Here is a 19,295-nt window from a genome sequence, read left to right as displayed (position 1 = left end):
TTGGAGGGTACGATACCGTGAGCAGACCAAGTGAAACTGAATTAAAATGGACACTGAACAACATGCCGGAAAGTGATGACCTTCAGCTTGCCAGCATGTCTGAAGAGGAAATGAAAAAAGCACGCAGCTTTCATCAGAGCTTTCCACAGTACAGCGTAACACCGCTTACAAAGCTATCCGGGCTGGCAGACTATCTCGGCCTTCGGAGTCTGTACGTAAAGGACGAATCTTACCGCTTCGGGCTGAACGCCTTCAAAGTGCTCGGCGGCTCTTACGCCATTGCCAGATACATAGCAAAACAGCTCGGTAAAGATGTAAGCGACGTGCCCTACGGTGTACTTACCTCCGAAAAACTGCGCAGGGAGTTCGGGCAGGCCACCTTCTTCACCGCGACAGACGGCAACCACGGACGTGGCATCGCCTGGGCGGCCAACAAGCTCGGACAGAAATGTGTCGTGCGCATGCCAAAAGGCACAACGCAGACGAGACTAGAAAATATCGCGAGAGAAAATGCCACCGTGACGATCGAAGACCTGAACTATGACGACTGTGTGCGCAAAGCCGCGAAAGAGGCAGAGGAGACAGAATACGGCATCATGGTGCAGGACACAGCCTGGGAAGGTTATGAAGAGATCCCGACCTGGATCATGCAGGGGTATGGAACACTCGCCACGGAAGCTGCCGAACAGCTGGAAGAAGACGGCGTAAAACGGCCGACACATATATTCATCCAGGCAGGCGTCGGTTCCCTTGCGGGCGCAGTCATCGGTTACTTTGCCAACCGCTTTAAAGAGCATCCTCCGGTGATGGTCGTCGTGGAGGCCAAAGCCGCGGACTGCCTCTACCGCTCCGCCGTAAGAGGCGACGGAAGCTGTGTCGACGTGACCGGCGACATGCTCACCATCATGGCCGGCCTCGCCTGCGGGGAAGCCAACACCGTGTCCTGGGATATCCTGAGAAACCACGCGGACGCCTTCGTATCTTGCCCGGACTGGGTAAGCGCCAACGGCTGCCGCATTTACGCAGCGCCGCTGCGCGGCGACAGCCAGGTCATATCCGGCGAGTCCGGCTCCGTGTGCATGGGCCTCGTAGCCGCTCTTATGACCCGGCCGGAATACAGTGAATTAAAGGAAGCGCTCAAACTCGACGGCAACTCCGACGTACTGCTCGTGTCATCCGAGGGAGACACGGACCCGGAGCGTTACCACGAGATCGTATGGGAAGGTCTGTGCGGAACAGACAAAGAACCATTTTCAGAATTGTTGTAAAATTGCCATAGGGGTCAGACCCCTTTCGCAAGAGGGGTCTGACCCCTATGAAAAAGGAGGAACTTTCATGGATTTTAATAAAATTAAAGAAACTGCAAAAAATTACGAAGCCGACATGACCAGATTTTTACGGGACATCGTCAGGGAACCTGGCGAGAGCTGCGATGAGAAGGCGCACATTGAGCGCATAGCCGGGGAAATGCGAAAGCTTGCGTTTGACAAGGTCGAGATCGATCCCCAGGGGAATGTGCTCGGCTACATGGGTACGGGCAGTACCCTAATCGGTTTTGACGCCCATATCGACAATGTGGGGATCGGAAATATAGACAACTGGGACTTCGACCCGTATGAAGGGTATGAGACGGAGACGGAAATCGGCGGCCGGGGGGTATCCGACCAGCTCGGCGGCATCGTCTCGGCAGTGTACGGGGCGAGGATCATGAAGGATCTCGGGCTGCTGTCCGACAAGTACCAGGTGCTCGTGACCGGCACGGTCCAGGAGGAGGACTGCGACGGCCTCTGCTGGCAGTACATCATCAATGAAGACAACGTCCGCCCGGCATTCGTCGTATCCACGGAGCCGACCGACGGCGGCATCTACCGGGGACAGCGCGGCCGCATGGAGATCCGCGTGGATGTCCAGGGCGTATCATGCCACGGCTCCGCGCCGGAGCGGGGCGACAATGCCATCTATAAGATGGCCGACATCCTGCAGGATGTGCGCGCCCTGAATGAAAATGACGACAGTGACGGTACAAAGATCAAAGGACTCGTAAAAATGCTGAACGAAACGTACAACCCGCAGTGGAAGGAAGCCAACTTCCTCGGACGGGGCACAGTCACGGTATCTGAGATCTTCTTCACCTCGCCGAGCCGCTGCGCGGTTGCCGACTCCTGCGCCGTCTCCCTGGACCGCCGCATGACAGCGGGTGAGACATGGGAAAGCTGCCTTGATGAGATCCGCGCGCTCCCGAGCGTGAAAAAGTACGGCGATGACGTAAAGGTGTCCATGTATACATACGACCGGCCTTCCTATACCGGCTGTGTCTATCCGATCGAATGTTATTTCCCAACCTGGGTCATTCCTGAGGACCATGAAGTGACCAGAGCTCTGGAAGAAGCATACAAAGGACTTTACGGCAGCAGCCGTCTCGGCAATGCGCAGACAGAAGCAGAGAGAAAAGACCGTCCTCTTACCGACAAATGGACATTTTCCACAAACGGCGTATCCATCATGGGCCGCAACGGCATTCCTTGTATCGGGTTCGGACCGGGCGCGGAAGCACAGGCTCATGCCCCGAACGAAAAGACATGGAAAGACGACCTTGTCAGATGCGCAGCGGTATATGCCGCTCTCCCATCTGTGTACTGTAAATAAACCATAAATGACCGGAGGTAATAAATGATGAAAACGTTACAAGATTATATCGATAAATTAAATTCCCTGAACTTTAAAGAAATGTACAACGGTGACTTCTTCCTCACGTGGGAGAAGACTGACGACGAGCTGGAGGCCGTGTTCACACTGGCGGACGCGCTCCGCTTCATGCGCGAACACAACATCTCAACAAAAGTATTTGAAAGCGGCCTTGGCATCTCTTTGTTCCGCGACAATTCCACCCGCACCCGCTTCTCCTTCGCTTCCGCCTGCAACCTGCTCGGCCTGGAGGTACAGGACCTGGACGAAGGGAAATCCCAGATCGCCCACGGCGAGACCGTCCGCGAGACGGCCAACATGATCTCCTTCATGGCGGACGTCATCGGTATCCGCGACGACATGTACATCGGAAAAGGAAATGCCTACATGCACGATGTTGCCGATGCGGTGACAGAAGGAAATAAAGCAGGGATCCTGGCCCAGAAACCGACGCTTGTGAATCTACAGTGCGATATCGACCATCCGACGCAGGTGATGGCGGATATGCTGCACATTATCCACGAATTCGGCGGTGTGGAAAACTTAAAGGGCAAGAAGCTCGCCATGACATGGGCTTACTCTCCTTCCTACGGAAAACCGCTCTCTGTCCCGCAGGGAGTCATCGGTCTCATGACCCGCTTCGGCATGGACGTCGTCCTCGCCCACCCGGAAGGCTATGAAGTCTTCCCCGAAGTAGAGGCAGTTGCCGCGGAAAATGCCAGTAAGTCCGGCGGTTCCTACACAAAGACAAATGATATGAAAGAAGCCTTCCAAGACGCGGACATCGTATATCCGAAGAGCTGGGCTCCCTTTGCCGCCATGGAAAAACGGACCGACCTCTATGCCAAAGGCGACCAGGCCGGCATCGATGCTCTGGAAAAAGAACTGCTCTCCCAGAATGCGCAGCACAAAGACTGGGCATGTACAGAGGAGCTCATGAAGACGACAAAGGACGGCAAAGCGCTGTATCTCCACTGTCTGCCGGCAGACATCACAGGCGTGAGCTGTGAGGAAGGTGAAGTGGACGCAAGTGTATTTGACCGTTACCGGGAACCGTTATATAAGGAAGCCAGCTTTAAGCCGTATATCATAGCGGCCATGATCTTCCTGGCCAAATTTGCCGATCCCGCCGATATCCTGAAAAAGCTTGACGAAAAGGGGACCCCGAGAATACTCAAGTAAGGGATAAGGAGGCATAACTATGACAAAGAAAAAAAGGGTCGTGATCGCCCTGGGCGGAAACGCGCTCGGCAATACACTCCCGGAACAGATGGCAGCTGTGAAGATAACAGCCCGCGCCATTGTAGACCTGATCGAAGAAGGCTGCGAAGTCGTTGTCGCCCACGGCAACGGCCCCCAGGTGGGCATGGTCAACAATGCCATGCTCGCCCTGACCCACGAAGATAAAGAGCAGCCGAACACTCCGCTGTCTGTCTGCGTTGCCATGAGCCAGGCATATATCGGATATGACCTTCAGAATGCCCTGCGTGAAGAACTTCTGGACAGAGGGATCGACAACATCCCCGTCGCCACCATGATCACACAGGTGCGGGTCGATGAAAATGACCCTGCCTTCGACAGCCCGTCCAAACCGATCGGCAAATTTGTTACAAAAGAGCAGGCGAAAGAAATGGCGCTGAAATATGACTATATAATGAAGGAAGACGCAGGCCGCGGCTACCGCCGTGTGGTCGCCTCTCCAAAGCCGGTGGAAATTATTGAGACAGGTACGATAAAAGCCATGGTTGATTCCGGAGAACTCGTGATCGCCTGCGGAGGCGGCGGGATCCCCGTCATCCGTCAGGGAAATCACCTGCGGGGCGCCAGCGCGGTCATCGATAAGGACTTCGCCAGCTGCCTTCTGGCAAAAGAGCTGGATGCAGACTTTCTGATCATACTGACCGCTGTGGAAAAAGCAGCCATCCGCTTTGGACAGCCGGATGAAAAGTGGCTTGACAAAGTCACCGTCTCCGAGATGCGTCAGTATATGGAAGAAGGGCACTTTGCCCCGGGCTCCATGCTTCCGAAAGTTCAGGCCGCAGTCGACTTCGCGGCCTCCAGGCCGGGACGGTGCGCGCTCATCACTCTTCTTGAAAAAGCAAAGGAAGGTATCAACGGTACGACCGGAACGCTCATCACCCTAGACTAAAGGAGGGGACGCATATGACAGACAAAGAGCGGACCCGCTCTTCTATATTTGACCTGAAAGGTGTCCCGGACATAAAGCAGGCGCTGCCGCTTGCCCTCCAGCATGTGGTTGCCATGATCGTCGGCTGTGTCACGCCTGCGATCATCGTCGCAGGCGTAGCCGGCCTGTCGGAGAAGGACTCTGTCATTCTCATTCAGGCGGCTTTGATCGTGTCCGGAATATCCACATTGATCCAGCTGTTTCCGTTTATACACACGCGGTGGTTTACGATAGGTTCCGGTCTTCCGATCATAATGGGGATCAGCTTTGCCTACCTGCCGAGCATGCAGACGATCGCGGCAGAATTTGATATACCGACAATACTCGGCGCCCAGATCGTGGGCGGATGTGTGGCAGTATTCGTTGGGCTGAACATTAAGAGGATCCGCAGGTTCTTTCCTCCGCTCATCGCCGGAACCGTCGTATTCACCATAGGCCTCTCCCTCTACCCGACCGCCATCAACTATATGGCCGGCGGCGTGGGAAGTCCGGATTACGGCTCCTACAGGAACTGGATCATAGCTGTGATCACCCTCGTCATCGTGACGCTTCTGAACCACTTCGGCAGAGGGATATTCAAGCTGGCCTCTATACTGATCGGGATCATAGGCGGGTACGCGGCGGCCCTCTGTATGGGAATGGTCGACTTCTCTCCCATCGCGCAGGCCTCTGCGTTCCAGCTGCCGATGCCGCTGCATTTCGGCGTAAAGTTTGAAATCTCTTCGTGCGTCGCCATCGGCCTGCTGTTTGCCATCAACTCCATCCAGGCGATCGGTGACTTCTCCGCCACGACAAGCGGAGGGCTCGACCGGATGCCGACGGACGGAGAGCTTCAGGGCGGCATCGTCGGATACGGGATCACCAATATCCTCTGTTCACTGGCCGGGGGACTGCCGACAGCCACCTACAGCCAGAACGTGGGTATCGTGGCCACCACAAAAGTTGTAAACCGCTGTGTCCTCGGCCTTGCAGCCGTGCTTCTGCTCGCGGCGGGATTTATACCGAAGTTTTCATCCCTCCTGACGACGATCCCGTACGCAGTGCTCGGAGGCGCGACCGTATCCGTGTTTGCATCGATCGCCATGACCGGGATGAAACTTATAACATCCGAAAACATGTCCTACCGGAACACCTCCATCGTCGGACTGGCCGCCGCACTCGGCATGGGTATATCACAGGCAACAGAGGCGCTCCAGAATTTCCCGGACTGGTTTGTGATGATATTCGGGAAATCACCGGTAGTGATCGCAACATTGATCGCCGTACTGCTGAACATCATACTGCCGAAAGATCTGGAGGCAGGTTCCTGAAGCTGCGGCCAGGCAGATACCGTACAACTTTTTATACCCCGGACGCCCTCCGGACCATGTCGTTAAACGTGGTTTCCGCAAAAAAGGACGCCGGGGTATTTTTTACAGGCCTCTGAAACAGCCGGGCGGTCATTGTTCCTCAAAACTGCCCTTCAGGGAATCCAGCCATGTTTCGATCGCCTGAACGAGTATCATCTGTTGCCTAAGGACAGCTTTTCCCGTCTCGGGAATATCCGGTATATTTTCTTTTATCTTCATATTTTCTTCCAGATATGCTTTTAACGTTTTAACGCTTTCTCCGATCTGCCCCAGACATATCTCCCTCTTCTCTGGGGCGAGCTCTGTCAGATTTACGATCACTGCGTTAAAGTCCAGAAAGATGCGAAGCGGTTTTGAAGAAATCTCCATCATCAGTTTTTCAAATTGTTTTTCTCCGGCTCCGGTGAGGGAATAGACGGCCTTCTCCGGCATTTTTCCCTCTTTGACGATATTACTCTCAATGAATCCCTTTTCTTCCAGCTGGATTACTTTCTTATAGATAGATGGTGTACTGATCTTCACCCATCTCGATATATTTCTGTACTCTACCAGTTTCTGAATATCATAAGCGCTCAGCGATTCATTTTTAAGCATACCGAGCACGATCAGATCTATGGTCGCCATAATCTCCTCCTTTTTTCATTTGACAAATACTATAATTTATAGTAGTATAGCCTTGCGTTTTATTTACTATAATTTATACTACTATATCAAACAATCAGTGTCAAGCGAAAGGAGAACTTACATGAACGGACAAAACAGAAAGATGGAATTACTCGGAAGCGTGCCTGTGCCGAGAGCATTGCTGGCGCTTGGTCTTCCTACTATGACAGGTATGATGATCAACGCCCTGTACAATCTTGTCGACGCCTACTTTGTCGGAGGACTCGGTACGAGCCAGATGGGAGCGATCACTGTGGCGTATCCGCTTGGGCAGATCGTCGTAGGCCTCGGACTTCTGTTCGGCAACGGAGCCGCCTCTTACCTTTCCAGGTTGCTCGGCAACGGGGACAGGGAAACCGCGGACAAAGCTGCCAGCACCGCCCTGTACAGCAGTATTCTCGTTGGATCCACCGTCATCCTTTGTATTATTTTGTTTCTGGAACCGGTTTTAAAACAGCTGGGGGCAACAAAAAGCGTTATGCCTTATGCCGTCACATATACGGGCATCTATATCGTCTCCTCCATCTTTAATGTATTTAATGTCACGATGAACAATATCGTATCAAGCGAAGGCGCCGCCAGAACGACCATGTGTGTATTAATGACAGGCGCTGTCATCAATGTAATACTGGACCCTGTACTCATCTACGGATTTCACCTCGGCGTCGCCGGAGCGGCAGCTGCCACCGCAGTATCGCAGTTTGTCTCAACGCTTGTCTATCTGCTCTATATCTTTACAAAAAAGAGTGTGTTCAGTTTCAGCATAAAAAACTGCTCATTCTCAAAGGAACTTTTGTCCGAGATCCTGAAGATCGGAATTCCCACACTTGCTTTCCAGGTGCTCACAAGTCTTTCCATCACTATGATAAATCATGCGGCAAAGGAATATGGGGATTTTGCGCTGGCCGCGATGGGGCCTGTAACGAAGATCATGTCTGTTGGAAGTCTCATGGTATTTGGATTCCTGAAAGGTTTACAGCCGATCGCCGGATACAGCTTCGGAGCAAAAAAATATGACCGCCTCATGCAGGCAGTCAGAACATCCGTCATATGGTCTACCATTTTCTGTATTCTGTTCGGTCTGACCGCTTCCCTGTTCGCCGGAGACATTATGGCCCTGTTTACGAATACAGACCTGGACATGATAACAACAGGCGCCGCTGCATTGAGGGCAAGCGGCCTGTCCTTTGCAGTGTTTGGTTTCTATACCGTATATTCCACTCTGTTCCTTTCAATGGGAAGAGCAAAAGAAGGCTGTCTCCTCGGCGCCTGCCGCCAGGGGATCTGCTTTGTGCCGGTCATACTCATCTTTCCTGCCGTCTGGGGACTGAACGGCATTCTTTACGCGCAGCCGGCAGCTGACATCCTGTCCGCCGGCGCAGCCATCGTTATGGCGGTCCGTCTCCGCAAAGAATTACGTGCGGCAAAAGCACATTCTTTTGCCGCACGTACGGATATACCTCTATCTTGATCTTTTAAGCCGCTTTATCCATTTTTCCAGCTCTGCCTGAACGACAGTCATCACAGAAAAGCCGGCAGCGGCAGCCCACTGTATGCCAGAAAGGGGCACAAGTCTGAACGCTTCTCTAAGCGCCGGCAGAAACAGGATACACGCCATAAGAGCCGCCGATACCGCAAAGGCGGCAAGCAGCCACGGGTTTGCTCCCTCCGCCCTCACCCAGACGGGCTCCGTGTTGGAGCGCTCATTAAAGGACCTCAGCATCTGGGAAAATGCCAGTGTGCAAAATGCCATCGTCTGTCCTGCCGCATGGCCGCCGGTCGCAGCACCCGTCCAGTAAGCAGCGGTCGTCATGGCCGCCACAAAAATCCCCTGTACAATAACCCTCCGCACGAGGTCTTTTTCAAATAAAGTGCCTGACTTTACCGGCTGGTGTTTCATGATATTTCTGCTGGCAGGATCGACGCCGAGGGCCAGCGCCGGCAGCGTAGCCGTGGCCAGATTCACCCAGAGAATATGAACCGCAAGCAGGGGCGCGTCAAAGTTAAAGACCGTCGCCGCGAATAAGGTCAGTATTTCCGCGATATTACCCACAAGCAGGAACTGTATTACCTTCTGTATATTCCGGTACACGCGCCGTCCTTCCTTGATGGCAAAGGCAATGGTAGTAAAGCTGTCGTCGAGCAGTATCATATCGGAGGCTTCTCTGGCGACATCTGTACCTGTCTTTCCCATGGCGACTCCGATGTCTGCCGCCTTCAGCGCAGGCGAATCATTCACGCCGTCCCCGGTCATGGCGACGATCTCTCCGGCGCGCTTTAATGCTTTTATGATGCGCAGTTTATCTGCAGGCGACACGCGGGCGAATACTGCGGCGGAGCCCGCCGAAGCCATCAGTGCCTCGTCGTCCATGGCATCCAGTTCTTCTCCGGATATGACCATATCCCCTTCTTTATATATACCAAGCTCCTTCGCTATGGCAAGCGCAGTCACCTTATGGTCTCCGGTTATCATAACCGTACGGATTCCCGCCTTCCGGCAGATACGCACCGAATCGGCCACTTCCTGACGGGGCGGGTCGATCATGCCGAGCGCGCCTGCAAAAGTCATGTCTGCTTCTACATTTTCCCCGTCCTTATCGGGTATGTCACGTATTGTCCTCAGAGCGAATCCAAGCACCCGCAGGGCATCTTCCGACATCTTCCGGCAGAGCGCCAGGATATTGGCCCGGTCGTCTTCCGTCATGGGACGTACGCCCTGCGCGGTCAGAATATGGCTGCAAAGAGGCAGCATCTCATCCACCGCTCCCTTCGTGTAAGCCACATAACTGCCGTCTATCCGGTGAACCGTCGTCATTCGCTTCCGCTCCGAGTCAAAAGGCTGTTCAAACAGACGCGGATACGTATCTTCCAGCGACTCATGGTCAATACCGAATTCCTGCGCCATATATATGAGCGCGCCCTCTGTGGGGTCCCCGATGATTCCACCGCTCTCATCCGGGTCAAGGCTTGCGTCATTGCAGAGCGCCGCCGCATAGACGATCTCCCGGTAGACGTCCGGATGCTGTCTTGCAGCCTCTCCTACAGGTATCGCCCTGCCCGCCTCAAAGTCCCCGTTTGCCGCAGCATGGGTCACGGTCATCTTATTCAAGGTCAGCGTACCTGTCTTATCGCTGCAGATCACTGTCGCTTCGCCGAGCGTCTCCACTGCGGGAAGCTTCCGGATAAGCGCATTTTGTTTTGCCATGCGCTGGACGCCAAGCGCCATCACGATCGTCGCCGTGGCCGGGAGACCTTCCGGAATGATGGATATGGCAAGGGAAATGGCCACGAGAAACTGCGGGATGATCGGACGTTCATACAATGCTCCGAGCACAAATATCAACACACAGACGATAAGACCTGCTGCCGTCAATGTCCTGCCCACCGCATTCAATTTGCGCTTCAGCGGAGTATCCAGCTCATCCTCGCTTTCGAGCATGCCTGCGATACCGCCCACTTCCGTCTGCATACCGGTGGCCGCCACAACCCCCACCGCCCGGCCGTAAGTGACAATAGAAGAACGATATAACATGTTGCGTCGGTCTCCGAGAACGGTCTCTCCCGGAAGGACCGCATCTGCCTCTTTTTCTGACGGCAGCGACTCACCGGTAAGGGAAGCCTCCTGTACCTTCAGATTGGCCGATTCAGTCAGCCTTATGTCGGCCGGCACCATATCGCCGTCGCTTAAGTACACCACATCTCCCTCCACCAGTTCTGCTGCCGGGATGATGCTCTCCTCCTTCTGCCGCAGTGCCCGGGCAGTGAGTGCGCTCATATTGCGGAGCGCCTCAAGAGATGACTGTGCCTTCTTCTCCTGTACGATTCCGATAACTGCGTTGATGATTACAATTGTAAAGATCACCGCCGCCTCCGTCCATTCTCCCAGAACAGCTGAAAACGCGGCAGCTCCTATCAGTATGAGCACCATAGGGTCTGTCACCTGCTCTCTGAGCATCTGAGAAATTGTTTTCGGCGGTTTCCGGCGCAGCTCATTGCGCCCGTTCTTTCTTAACCTTTCGGCCGCCTCAGCATCACTTAGACCTTCCACGGAAGTACCGAGTGTCCGGTAAACTTCCTCGATCTGCATGGAATGCCAAGGCATCTGTCTGTGATTATCCATATTGGATATACCACTCCCTTCTTTTTTTAATATAATTTATCTGATTGCCTCAACAGGCAGGATCAGCGGTAAAAAACACAAAAAAGCACAACCTGCCGCCTCTGTAAAGAAGCGCAGATCATGCCTGTTATCCCTGTTGATCTCTTATCTAAAACATTATAATAAATACATTGGTCAGCGTCGCTACTGTCGGCGTCGTCCATAGTGTCGGTAATATCCTTTCTTCTAAAAAACATCTGATAGAATTATTTGTGCTTTATTATATGAGAAGTATGCCGTATTGTCAACATTTATTTTCTTCTGTTTTAATTTCCGCCATATGATCCGCGATACGCCCTCTTCAGGATAAAACGGATCTCCTCTTCCGTGATCTGTCCGTCATACGCATACCCGAGCGGATCATTAAGCACTATCGGCAGCGCCTCCAAGATCTGCGCTTCCGTAAACCCCTGTTCGTTTAACGAAGGGATCCCCAGCTCTTTTGCAAAGGCGCGGACAGCGTCCGCTGCTTTTTTTCCTATTTCTCCGGGCTCGTCTGTGCTGATTTTGGCCCCCATGATCAGTCCCAGTCTCTTCATCTTTTCCGGATACGCCCGGGCCTGCAGTTCTATCACAGCAGGGGTCAGGTTGGCGCAGCAGACGCCGTGGGGCACGTGATATAAATGTCCCAGCGCGTGCGCGCATGCATGGCCGATATGGACCCCCGACTCATTAAATGCGATCCCCGCAAGATTGCTCGCAAAGGCAAGGTGTTCCCTCGCCTCCCTGTCGCTTCCGTCTGCAACGGCCGCAGGCAGATATGTCTTTATAAGACGAACGACCTCAAAAGCGAGAAGATCGGAATGAGGAGTGTTTTTCTTTTCTGCCAGTGCCTCGTTTGCGTGGGACAGGGCATCCAGCCCTGTAAACGCGGTGACAAAGGGAGGTACCGACATTGTGAGTTCAGGGTCCACGATGGCACAGTCCGCGGCGCACGGAAGTCCTACTTTCGCATCCAGCGCACTTGACGTCACGACTGCCACAAAGGTGCTTTCCGAACCGGTTCCCGTCGTCGTCGGCATGAGGATCAGCGGAAGAGGATGGTGTGCATAGCTCTTTGCCCCCGACAGGTATTCCAGCACCTCCCCGAGAATTTCAAGCCCGTTGGCTGCGGCCGCGGCGATCACCTTTGCCGTATCCAGCACGCTCCCCCCGCCAAGCCCAAGCACTCCGTCGATATGGTTCTCTCCGATGATCCTTACAGCTTCTTCCACAGTACCGTCCGGGCAGTCGGTCTGCACACCGTACCACGTTGTGACGATAAGGCCGCTCTCCTTCAGGATATGTTCCATTTTGCTGTCCATCCCTGTCTGTCTGATTCCTTCGTCACAGACGAGCAGGAGCCTGCCCACTCCCAGCTCTTTAGCCTTTTTCCCCGCCTGTGCGGCCATTTTGCTGCCAAACAGGACCGGCGCTATCTGCTTATATACTCCTGGTCTCAGCATTGCTCTCACCTCACTTTTACCCTTCATATGCATCCGCCAGAATATCAGCGGCGTCCTGCTCCGTCACTTCACCCCCGAAGGCCATACAGAGCGCATCGCCATAGAACATTGGTTTTGCGGCCATCATCTGTTCCTTCGTCAGTCCAAGTTCTTTAAAAGACTTGATCCCGACCGCCCTGGCAAAGCTTCGCACTGCGTCTGCCGCCTCTTTTCCTATCACTTCCGGGTCATCCGAAGTGATAGCCGCTCCCATCAGCTCTCCAAGCCGTTTCATCTTCTGCGGATATGTCTTTGCCGCAAAACGGATCACAGCCGGCGTCAGATTCGCACAGCAGACACCGTGCGGAATATGATAAAGATGCCCGAGCGCATGTGCCGCCGAGTGTCCGATGTGGACTCCTGATTCGTTAAAGGAAATGCCCGCAATACTGCTCGCAAATGCCAGACGGTCTCTTGCCTCCATATCCGCCGCGTCCTTCACCGCAGCCGGCAGATTCTCTTTAATAAGCCGTATCGCTTCGCAGGCAAGCAGATCGGAATGAGGCGTATTCTTCTGCTCGGTCAGCGCTTCACTGGCATGCGAGAGCGCATCCATACCGGTAAATGCGGTGATATAAGGCGGCACTGTCTTCATAAGCTCAGAATCTACGATACCGTAGGAAGGAGGCACCGGAAGACCTATCTTACAGTCCAGTTTGTCTGATGTAACGACAGCGACAAACGTACTCTCCGAACCGGTTCCCGCCGTCGTCGGTATCTCGATCACAGGCACGGGCGCATTTGCATACTCCTTCTGGCCGGTCAGATACAGAACGATATCGTCCAGCACCTGGTCGTCATTGGGCACGACTGCCGACACTGCCTTTGCCGTATCCAGCACACTTCCTCCGCCGACGCCGACCACTCCGTCTATCTTCTCTCTTCTTCCGACCGCGGCCGCTCTTTTCACACTCTCCTCCGGACAGTCCGTCTCCGCCTCTGCCCACATGACGACTTCGATCCCGGATCGTTCCAGAACACGGCGCACCTTGCCGGCAGCCCCCGCCTCAAGCACGCCCTCATCACTTACAAGCATAACCTTACTGCATCCGAAACTCTTTACGATCTCTCCCGCCTGCCCGGCTGTTCCAGAACCGAACAGAACCGGCGCAAGCTGTGTGTACATTCCTGATTTTAACATATGATCTCCTCCTCACTCTCAATTTAACTGTGCCGCCGCTAGATAACCGGTGCGGACCGCGTTCTCAATTCTCCCTGCCTGTTTCGCGTCTCCCAGATACACAACTCTTTCAAACTCCTTGTCCAGTTCCTCTTTCAATTCCGTATTGGACGACGTTCCGAGCGAAACGACAATGGCGTCAAAGTCGAAGCGCTCCTGTTCCTTTGTCTCCGTATTTTCAAAAGCAGCCGTTGTCCCGTCGATCTCCACGAGCCGGTGTTTTGGATATAGCTTTGTCCCATGCGTGCTCACACGGCCCATCACATCGATCAGATTCTGGAAGAAAATGCCCGGTCCGATATCGTCCGCCATCTCAAATACAGTCACCTTGTTTCCCCTGTCGCCCAGAAGTTCCGCAGTCTCGATCCCGGTCATTCCGGAGCCGACAACCGCTACATTTTTATTCTCAAGGGTGACCGTTCCGTTTAATATCTCTACCGGTGTATATACGTTTGCCCCGCCGATACCCCGGATAGACTTCGGCATGATCGGATTGGAGCCGTGGGATACGAATACGGCATACGGGTGTAACGCTTTCAGCTCTTCCAGTGTTGGCGCTTTGTTCAGCCGCACTTCTACACCGAGCTTTTCCATCTGGTATTTCTGATAGTCAATAAGCCAGCCTGTCTTCTCCTTTTTTGGCGGCTTTGACGCAAGCGCGATCTGTCCGCCCACTTCGCCCTGCTTCTCAAAGACTACCGGAGAAAAACCTCTCATCGCCAGGATCCTTGCCGCTTCCATCCCGGCAGGCCCTGCGCCGATCACCGCCACGACTCTTTTCTCCCCGTCTTTTTTAAGCATTTCATCACTGTACTTATCTTCCCGGCACCCTTGAAAATTGATGGCGCATCCCATGGGTGTCCCGCTCATATCTGCCGCCATCAGCGTCTCCATACAGTACAGACAGGAAATACACTTGCGGATTTCCTTCTCTTTACCTTCCCGCGCTTTCCTCATCCAGTCCGGATCTGCAAAAAAGGCGCGGGCTGAGCCGATAAAATCACATTTCCCTTCTTTCAGCACTTCCTCCGCATACCCGGGCTCACGGATGACCGAAGCGGCAATGACCGGTATACGGACTGCCTTTTTCACGGCCTCTGCCCCGTTCATCTTCCACCCCTGGTCAAATCCTACCGGTTCCCAGGCTGTGTTCATCGTCTCATAGATACCGGCGCTGACATCAAGGGCGTCCACTCCCTTACCTGCAAGATGCTTCGCGATCTTCACTCCGTCTTCCAGGCAGAGGCCTTCCCCCGGCAGTCCGGCATATTCCATATGCTCATCCGCGGAAAAGCGTACGATCACCGGATAATCTCCACCGCACTCCCTGCGCACCGCGTCTAAGATCTCATCCAGGAAACGCATGCGGTTCTCAAAGGAACCGCCGTACCTGTCGGTCCGCTTATTTGTATAAGGGCTCAAAAACTGCCCGATAAGGTAGCCGTGTGCCCCGTGAAGTTCCACCGCGTCCACGCCTGCTTCTTTTAACCGCTTTGCCCCGGCCGCAAACAGTTCTGTCATCTCTTTTATTTCATCTGTTGTCATCTCATGCGCCGGCTGATGCACACACCTGCACTCTGTCTTGCTTGCGGACTTCATACTTTCCACTCCGTTAAGCTCTGCTATTCCCTGGCGGCCTGGATGATAGATCTGGACAGCCAGAACAGAGCCATATTTATGAACTTCGTCCGCAAGCTTTTTTAAGCCCGGAATATATTTGTCGTCATCCACCGCTATCTGCCTCAGATTTCCCTTTCCAGTCCTGAAGTCGACACAGGCACACTCTGTTATGACAAGACCGACGCCGCCCTTTGCCCTTGCCCCATAGAAGGCTATATCCGCATCCGACACAGTGCCGTCTTCCTCTGCGATGTGATTGCCCATGGCAGTCATCACCGCCCTGTTTGGTATCTCTAACGTCCCGATATTACAGCTTGAAAATAATGTATTGTACATATGAGTCTCTCCTTTTTTCATCTATGAATTCACTTCCGCCTTATTTCTGCGCATCCCCCAGATCAGCATTACGACCGTAAGCGCGCCGGACAGGATACCGGCCAGAATGAAAGCGGTAAAATTGACATTAGAACTGCTGCCGAACAGTGTCGTAAGCGGATTGACAATATAAGCACAGACGCACTGTCCAAAATTCTGAGCACATGTCACGAGTGAGATCGCCATCCCTACGGAAAACGGATCAACCGTGTGCCCTGTATAGATCATGACGCCCGGAACGATCACCGACACTGCCATGCCTAAGAGAAGACTACCGATATGGCACAGGATCATATTGCCCGCGTAAGCCATAATAAAATAAGATACCGCCAGCATCAGGCAGCCCACAGCCACGGAACAATTTCTGGACGCCTTGACGAGCCTGCTGTACAAAAGTCCCATCACAACTCCGCCCGCCGCGAAAAAGGCAAGCCCAAGTCCCGCATCCGCGGCGGTGCCAAGCCCTCTTTCCTGTACAAGGAACGACAGAAAGATGGAGTATACCTGTATAGCCACAAAGACCGCAAACATGAATACGACCCAGAGCCATGTAGCCTTTGTTAGATGTACAGACTGCTTCTCTCCTGAAGCTTCTTTCTTGACTGCCACCTTCTGCATAGGGAGGACAAACACAACCGCAGCCAGCGTCAAAACTGCTATAATATGTACGTAGAATACGTAATTCCATTGGATATCCGCAAGCCAGCCGCCCGCAAACACCATGACGGCAACTCCTCCCATCTGGGATGCCTGCAGCGTTCCCTGCACTTTCTGCTGTTCTTCCCCCGAAAAGTTATCCGCCACCAGCGCGGTGCTCACTACCTGTGATATGCCTACGCCAATACCGAGAACTGCTCTCATGACAAGGATCAGTCCGAATGACGTGGTGACAAACGCGGGGATCAATCCTCCCGCCAGGAAGCAGACTGCCCCCGCCGCCGCGATTATTTTTTTCGGCACATACTCCATCAGCTTTCCTACAATAAGTGTAGTGGGTATGATCGCAAAACACGGCACTGAGATCAGGTTCTGGATCATTGTCTGTGACGCGTCGGGAAAATTGGCCCCAATCGTTGCCAGTGCGCTTGTGATCCCGATAACCCCCATCATAAGCAGTGCGATTGCATATATACTTATCTTGATCCTGCTTTTTGCATTACTCATATCTTTTTCCTTTCCTTCCTCTGCTGCTTTATTTGTTTTCTATTTAACGATATCGTTTATGTTATTATCTTATCTCATTATATTTGTTAAATCATTATCAATAATTTTCAAAATAAAATTTATTTTGTTGTTATAATGAAAAATCCATTTGCAATATCTGACAGATTCACGCTGGAGTATTTGCAATATACTGCAAATGAATTTCCTGACAATACCATTGTCTTTTTATTGTCAGGCACGAATAATGAATGTTATATTCAGAAGAAAGGGGGCGTATTAATATGACATTAACACTTAAAGAACTGGTAAAAGAACTGGAACGATACTCTCCGGACATAGTGCAGGACTGCGGTTATCCAATCTCGGCCGTTCGCCTCTTCAGCAGAAAAGAGCTTTCCGCGGAACAGGGCGTGCTTTTTATAGGGCGGGCTGAAGAACTGCCCGATATTCCTCCTGTAGGACGGATTTCCTTTCTCGTCGCCGGCAGTGACGTCCCGGAATCCTATCTCCGGCCGGAAGCAGGATGTACTCTTGTCACTGTGTCGGAAAGCGCTGATACGCATCTGCTATGCAACACCGTGTGGAAGCTTCTGGAGGAAGAGGTGCACACTTCAAAAAATATATTAAAACTGCTGAAAGTCAAAAAAAGCAAGACGACCTTACAGGAACTGATGGACCTTGGATATGAGATACTCGGGAACCCGCTTCTTCTTGTGGACGTTTCCCTCTGTTTTATCGCCCACGCAGGCGGCAACAGTTCCAGCCAGGAGCCGCTGTGGGAGTGGACCTTGAGCCGGGGATATGTATCCGATCAGTACATAGAACAGATCCATATGGATATGATGGAGGACTTGAACTCTGATTCTCCGAGAAATGATTTCATCTGGGAAAAGGGTATTCTAAACCACAATCAGCTTGTGTATAAAATAAATGATAACGGCAAGCCGCTGGCATATCTGAAAGTATTGGCGCTCAACAAGCCGATCTCCGGATCGGATCAGGAGATCGTGGAGGCGCTCGGCAACTGTATCCTGTATTTTTTACTGGAATCCACCAATACTTACACGCCAAGTTCTCCGCTCGCCGAGTCATTTTTCATCGCCCTGCTGAACGAAAAGCTGTATGACGAGGACGCGGTCGAGGAACGCATCCATCAGTTTAATATCAAACTTTATGATTACATCACTCTCCTCGTGATCGAACTGACGGAAGACTATATGCAGGATATCAGCAAAGTCTATATGCTGAAAAGAGTCCTTCAGAACTTTCTTGCCAGAAATACGATCATCTACTATAAAGGCTATCTCGTCGCCGTGTTTGACACAAAGACAGACACCCTGTTTTCCGAATCGGATGAGAGGCAGTTCGCCAATCTGCTGGAAAAGCAGAACTGCCGCGCCGGCATCAGCTACACGTGTAAAAATCTTTACTCTCTGCCGGAACAGTTTTCCCAGGCGGTATCCGCCCTGAACACCTCATGGAAGCTGCACCACAAAGAACGGATCGTCAAATATTCCGATTACCTTCTCCAGCACATATTTTTAAATTACGCGGACAGGGAATCGCTGAATTATCTCGTGCATCCGGCCATATCGGACATATTAAAGATGGACGCCGATAAACGGGAGCTTTTTCTCGATACGATACGGGGATACATCAACAACGGCACCGAAATCTCCGCGGCCTCCAAGAAGATGTATCTGAACTATAACACACTGAAGTACCGGATAAACAGGATCGTGGAGATGACCGGCCTGGATTTTGGCGACGCGCAGACTATTTTCCGGCTGCAGCTCTCCTTTATGATATTAGATATGAAAAAACAGATGCTGTCCGGCGACGGACAGTAGCAGGAACACAAAAAACCGCTGCGCGTATCCCTCCGGGATACGCGCAGCCATTTTATTCTACCTTTATATCACAGTCACAGTGAAAGCCGTTTTTTCATCGTCTTTTCCACCGCGTTCAGAATATTTTCATAACCGGTACATCTGCACAGATGGCCGGACAGCAGCTTCCTCAATTCTTCTCTCGTATACTCCCTGCCCGACTCGAGTATCTCCACGGCGCTCATAATGAACCCGGGGGTACAGAAGCCGCACTGCACGGCAGCCTCGTCTATGAAAGCCTGCTGGATATCGGACAGTTCTCCGTCCGGGCCCATGAGCCCTTCCAGCGTGCGGATATCTTTTCCGTCCGCCCACACGGCGAGATAGATGCAGGAGTTATAGCACTCGCCGTCTATGATCACATTGCAGGCGCCGCATTCACCGACCTCGCAGCCCTTTTTCACACTCGTGAGATGATAGTCGTTCCTCAACAGATCTGTCAGGGAAGCGCGCACATCGACCATAGTCTCCACCGCTTTGCCATTGATCGTACATCGTACATGTTTGTACTGTCTCTCCAAAGCCGTCCTTCCTCCATA

Annotated in this window: 14 protein-coding genes; 7 read left to right on the top strand and 7 right to left on the bottom strand. The window is 52.7% G+C overall.

Annotated features, from left to right (window positions below; translation table 11 throughout):
• The first annotated feature begins 17 nt into the window (after positions 1-17).
• The 5 genes from dpaL to LAJLEIBI_RS05340 all read left to right on the top strand — a co-directional run bounded on the left by dpaL (position 18) and on the right by LAJLEIBI_RS05340 (position 6,183).
• Complete coding sequence (gene dpaL / locus LAJLEIBI_RS05360; protein WP_040434674.1) at positions 18-1,268, top strand: diaminopropionate ammonia-lyase; 1,251 nt, start codon at positions 18-20, stop codon at positions 1,266-1,268.
• 67 nt (positions 1,269-1,335) lie between these two features.
• Entirely contained in the window at positions 1,336-2,646 is a 1,311-nt protein-coding gene (locus LAJLEIBI_RS05355) for a YgeY family selenium metabolism-linked hydrolase (protein ID WP_006441903.1), read from the top strand.
• A 27-nt stretch (positions 2,647-2,673) separates the two neighbouring features.
• Complete coding sequence (gene ygeW / locus LAJLEIBI_RS05350) at positions 2,674-3,867, top strand: knotted carbamoyltransferase YgeW (RefSeq protein WP_040435330.1); 1,194 nt, start codon at positions 2,674-2,676, stop codon at positions 3,865-3,867.
• Positions 3,868-3,886: 19 nt separating this feature from the next.
• Positions 3,887-4,834 (top strand): carbamate kinase, encoded by a 948-nt coding sequence (arcC, locus tag LAJLEIBI_RS05345; protein ID WP_006441900.1) that lies wholly within the window; start codon positions 3,887-3,889, stop codon positions 4,832-4,834.
• Between the two features lie 14 nt (positions 4,835-4,848).
• Positions 4,849-6,183: a uracil-xanthine permease family protein gene (locus LAJLEIBI_RS05340; protein WP_006441899.1), complete on the top strand. Its 1,335-nt coding sequence runs from the start codon at positions 4,849-4,851 to the stop codon at positions 6,181-6,183.
• Positions 6,184-6,312: 129 nt separating this feature from the next.
• On the opposite strand, the gene LAJLEIBI_RS05335 is transcribed toward LAJLEIBI_RS05340, so the two are convergent.
• Positions 6,313-6,846, bottom strand: a complete 534-nt coding sequence (locus LAJLEIBI_RS05335) for a PadR family transcriptional regulator (RefSeq protein WP_006441898.1) — start codon at positions 6,844-6,846, stop codon at positions 6,313-6,315.
• A 121-nt stretch (positions 6,847-6,967) separates the two neighbouring features.
• On the opposite strand from LAJLEIBI_RS05335, the gene LAJLEIBI_RS05330 reads away from it, so the two are divergent.
• Complete coding sequence (locus LAJLEIBI_RS05330) at positions 6,968-8,356, top strand: MATE family efflux transporter (protein ID WP_006441897.1); 1,389 nt, start codon at positions 6,968-6,970, stop codon at positions 8,354-8,356.
• Here LAJLEIBI_RS05330 and LAJLEIBI_RS05325 read toward each other — a convergent pair.
• The 5 genes from LAJLEIBI_RS05325 to LAJLEIBI_RS05305 form a co-directional block, all read right to left on the bottom strand.
• Positions 8,348-11,005, bottom strand: a complete 2,658-nt coding sequence (locus LAJLEIBI_RS05325) for a cation-translocating P-type ATPase (RefSeq protein ID WP_006441896.1) — start codon at positions 11,003-11,005, stop codon at positions 8,348-8,350. The genes LAJLEIBI_RS05330 and LAJLEIBI_RS05325 overlap by 9 nt on opposite strands.
• 305 nt (positions 11,006-11,310) lie before the next feature.
• On the bottom strand, positions 11,311-12,516 hold the full coding sequence (locus LAJLEIBI_RS05320; RefSeq protein WP_006441894.1) for an iron-containing alcohol dehydrogenase: 1,206 nt from the start codon (positions 12,514-12,516) through the stop codon (positions 11,311-11,313).
• On the bottom strand, positions 12,506-13,669 hold the full coding sequence (locus LAJLEIBI_RS05315) for an iron-containing alcohol dehydrogenase (protein ID WP_006441893.1): 1,164 nt from the start codon (positions 13,667-13,669) through the stop codon (positions 12,506-12,508). Before LAJLEIBI_RS05315 ends, LAJLEIBI_RS05320 begins: the two co-directional genes overlap by 11 nt.
• Before the next feature lie 18 nt (positions 13,670-13,687).
• A complete protein-coding gene (locus LAJLEIBI_RS05310; RefSeq protein WP_040434671.1) occupies positions 13,688-15,664 on the bottom strand; it encodes an oxidoreductase in 1,977 nt (658 codons plus the stop codon).
• Positions 15,665-15,685: 21 nt separating this feature from the next.
• A complete protein-coding gene (locus tag LAJLEIBI_RS05305) occupies positions 15,686-16,867 on the bottom strand; it encodes an MFS transporter (RefSeq protein WP_006441891.1) in 1,182 nt (393 codons plus the stop codon).
• 281 nt (positions 16,868-17,148) lie between these two features.
• Here LAJLEIBI_RS05305 and LAJLEIBI_RS05300 point away from each other — a divergent pair, with 281 nt between their 5' ends.
• Positions 17,149-18,717, top strand: a complete 1,569-nt coding sequence (locus LAJLEIBI_RS05300; protein ID WP_040434670.1) for a PucR family transcriptional regulator — start codon at positions 17,149-17,151, stop codon at positions 18,715-18,717.
• Positions 18,718-18,791: 74 nt separating this feature from the next.
• On the opposite strand, the gene xdhC is transcribed toward LAJLEIBI_RS05300, so the two are convergent.
• Positions 18,792-19,277, bottom strand: coding sequence for a xanthine dehydrogenase subunit XdhC (gene xdhC, locus LAJLEIBI_RS05295; RefSeq protein WP_040435328.1), 486 nt, complete (start codon positions 19,275-19,277; stop codon positions 18,792-18,794).
• Positions 19,278-19,295: the final 18 nt, after the last annotated feature.

Origin of the sequence: [Clostridium] hylemonae DSM 15053 (assembly GCF_008281175.1) — a bacterium.
In the GTDB taxonomy this organism is placed as follows: Bacteria; Bacillota; Clostridia; order Lachnospirales; family Lachnospiraceae; genus Extibacter; species Extibacter hylemonae.
This window is presented reverse-complemented; position numbering and strand designations above follow the sequence as displayed.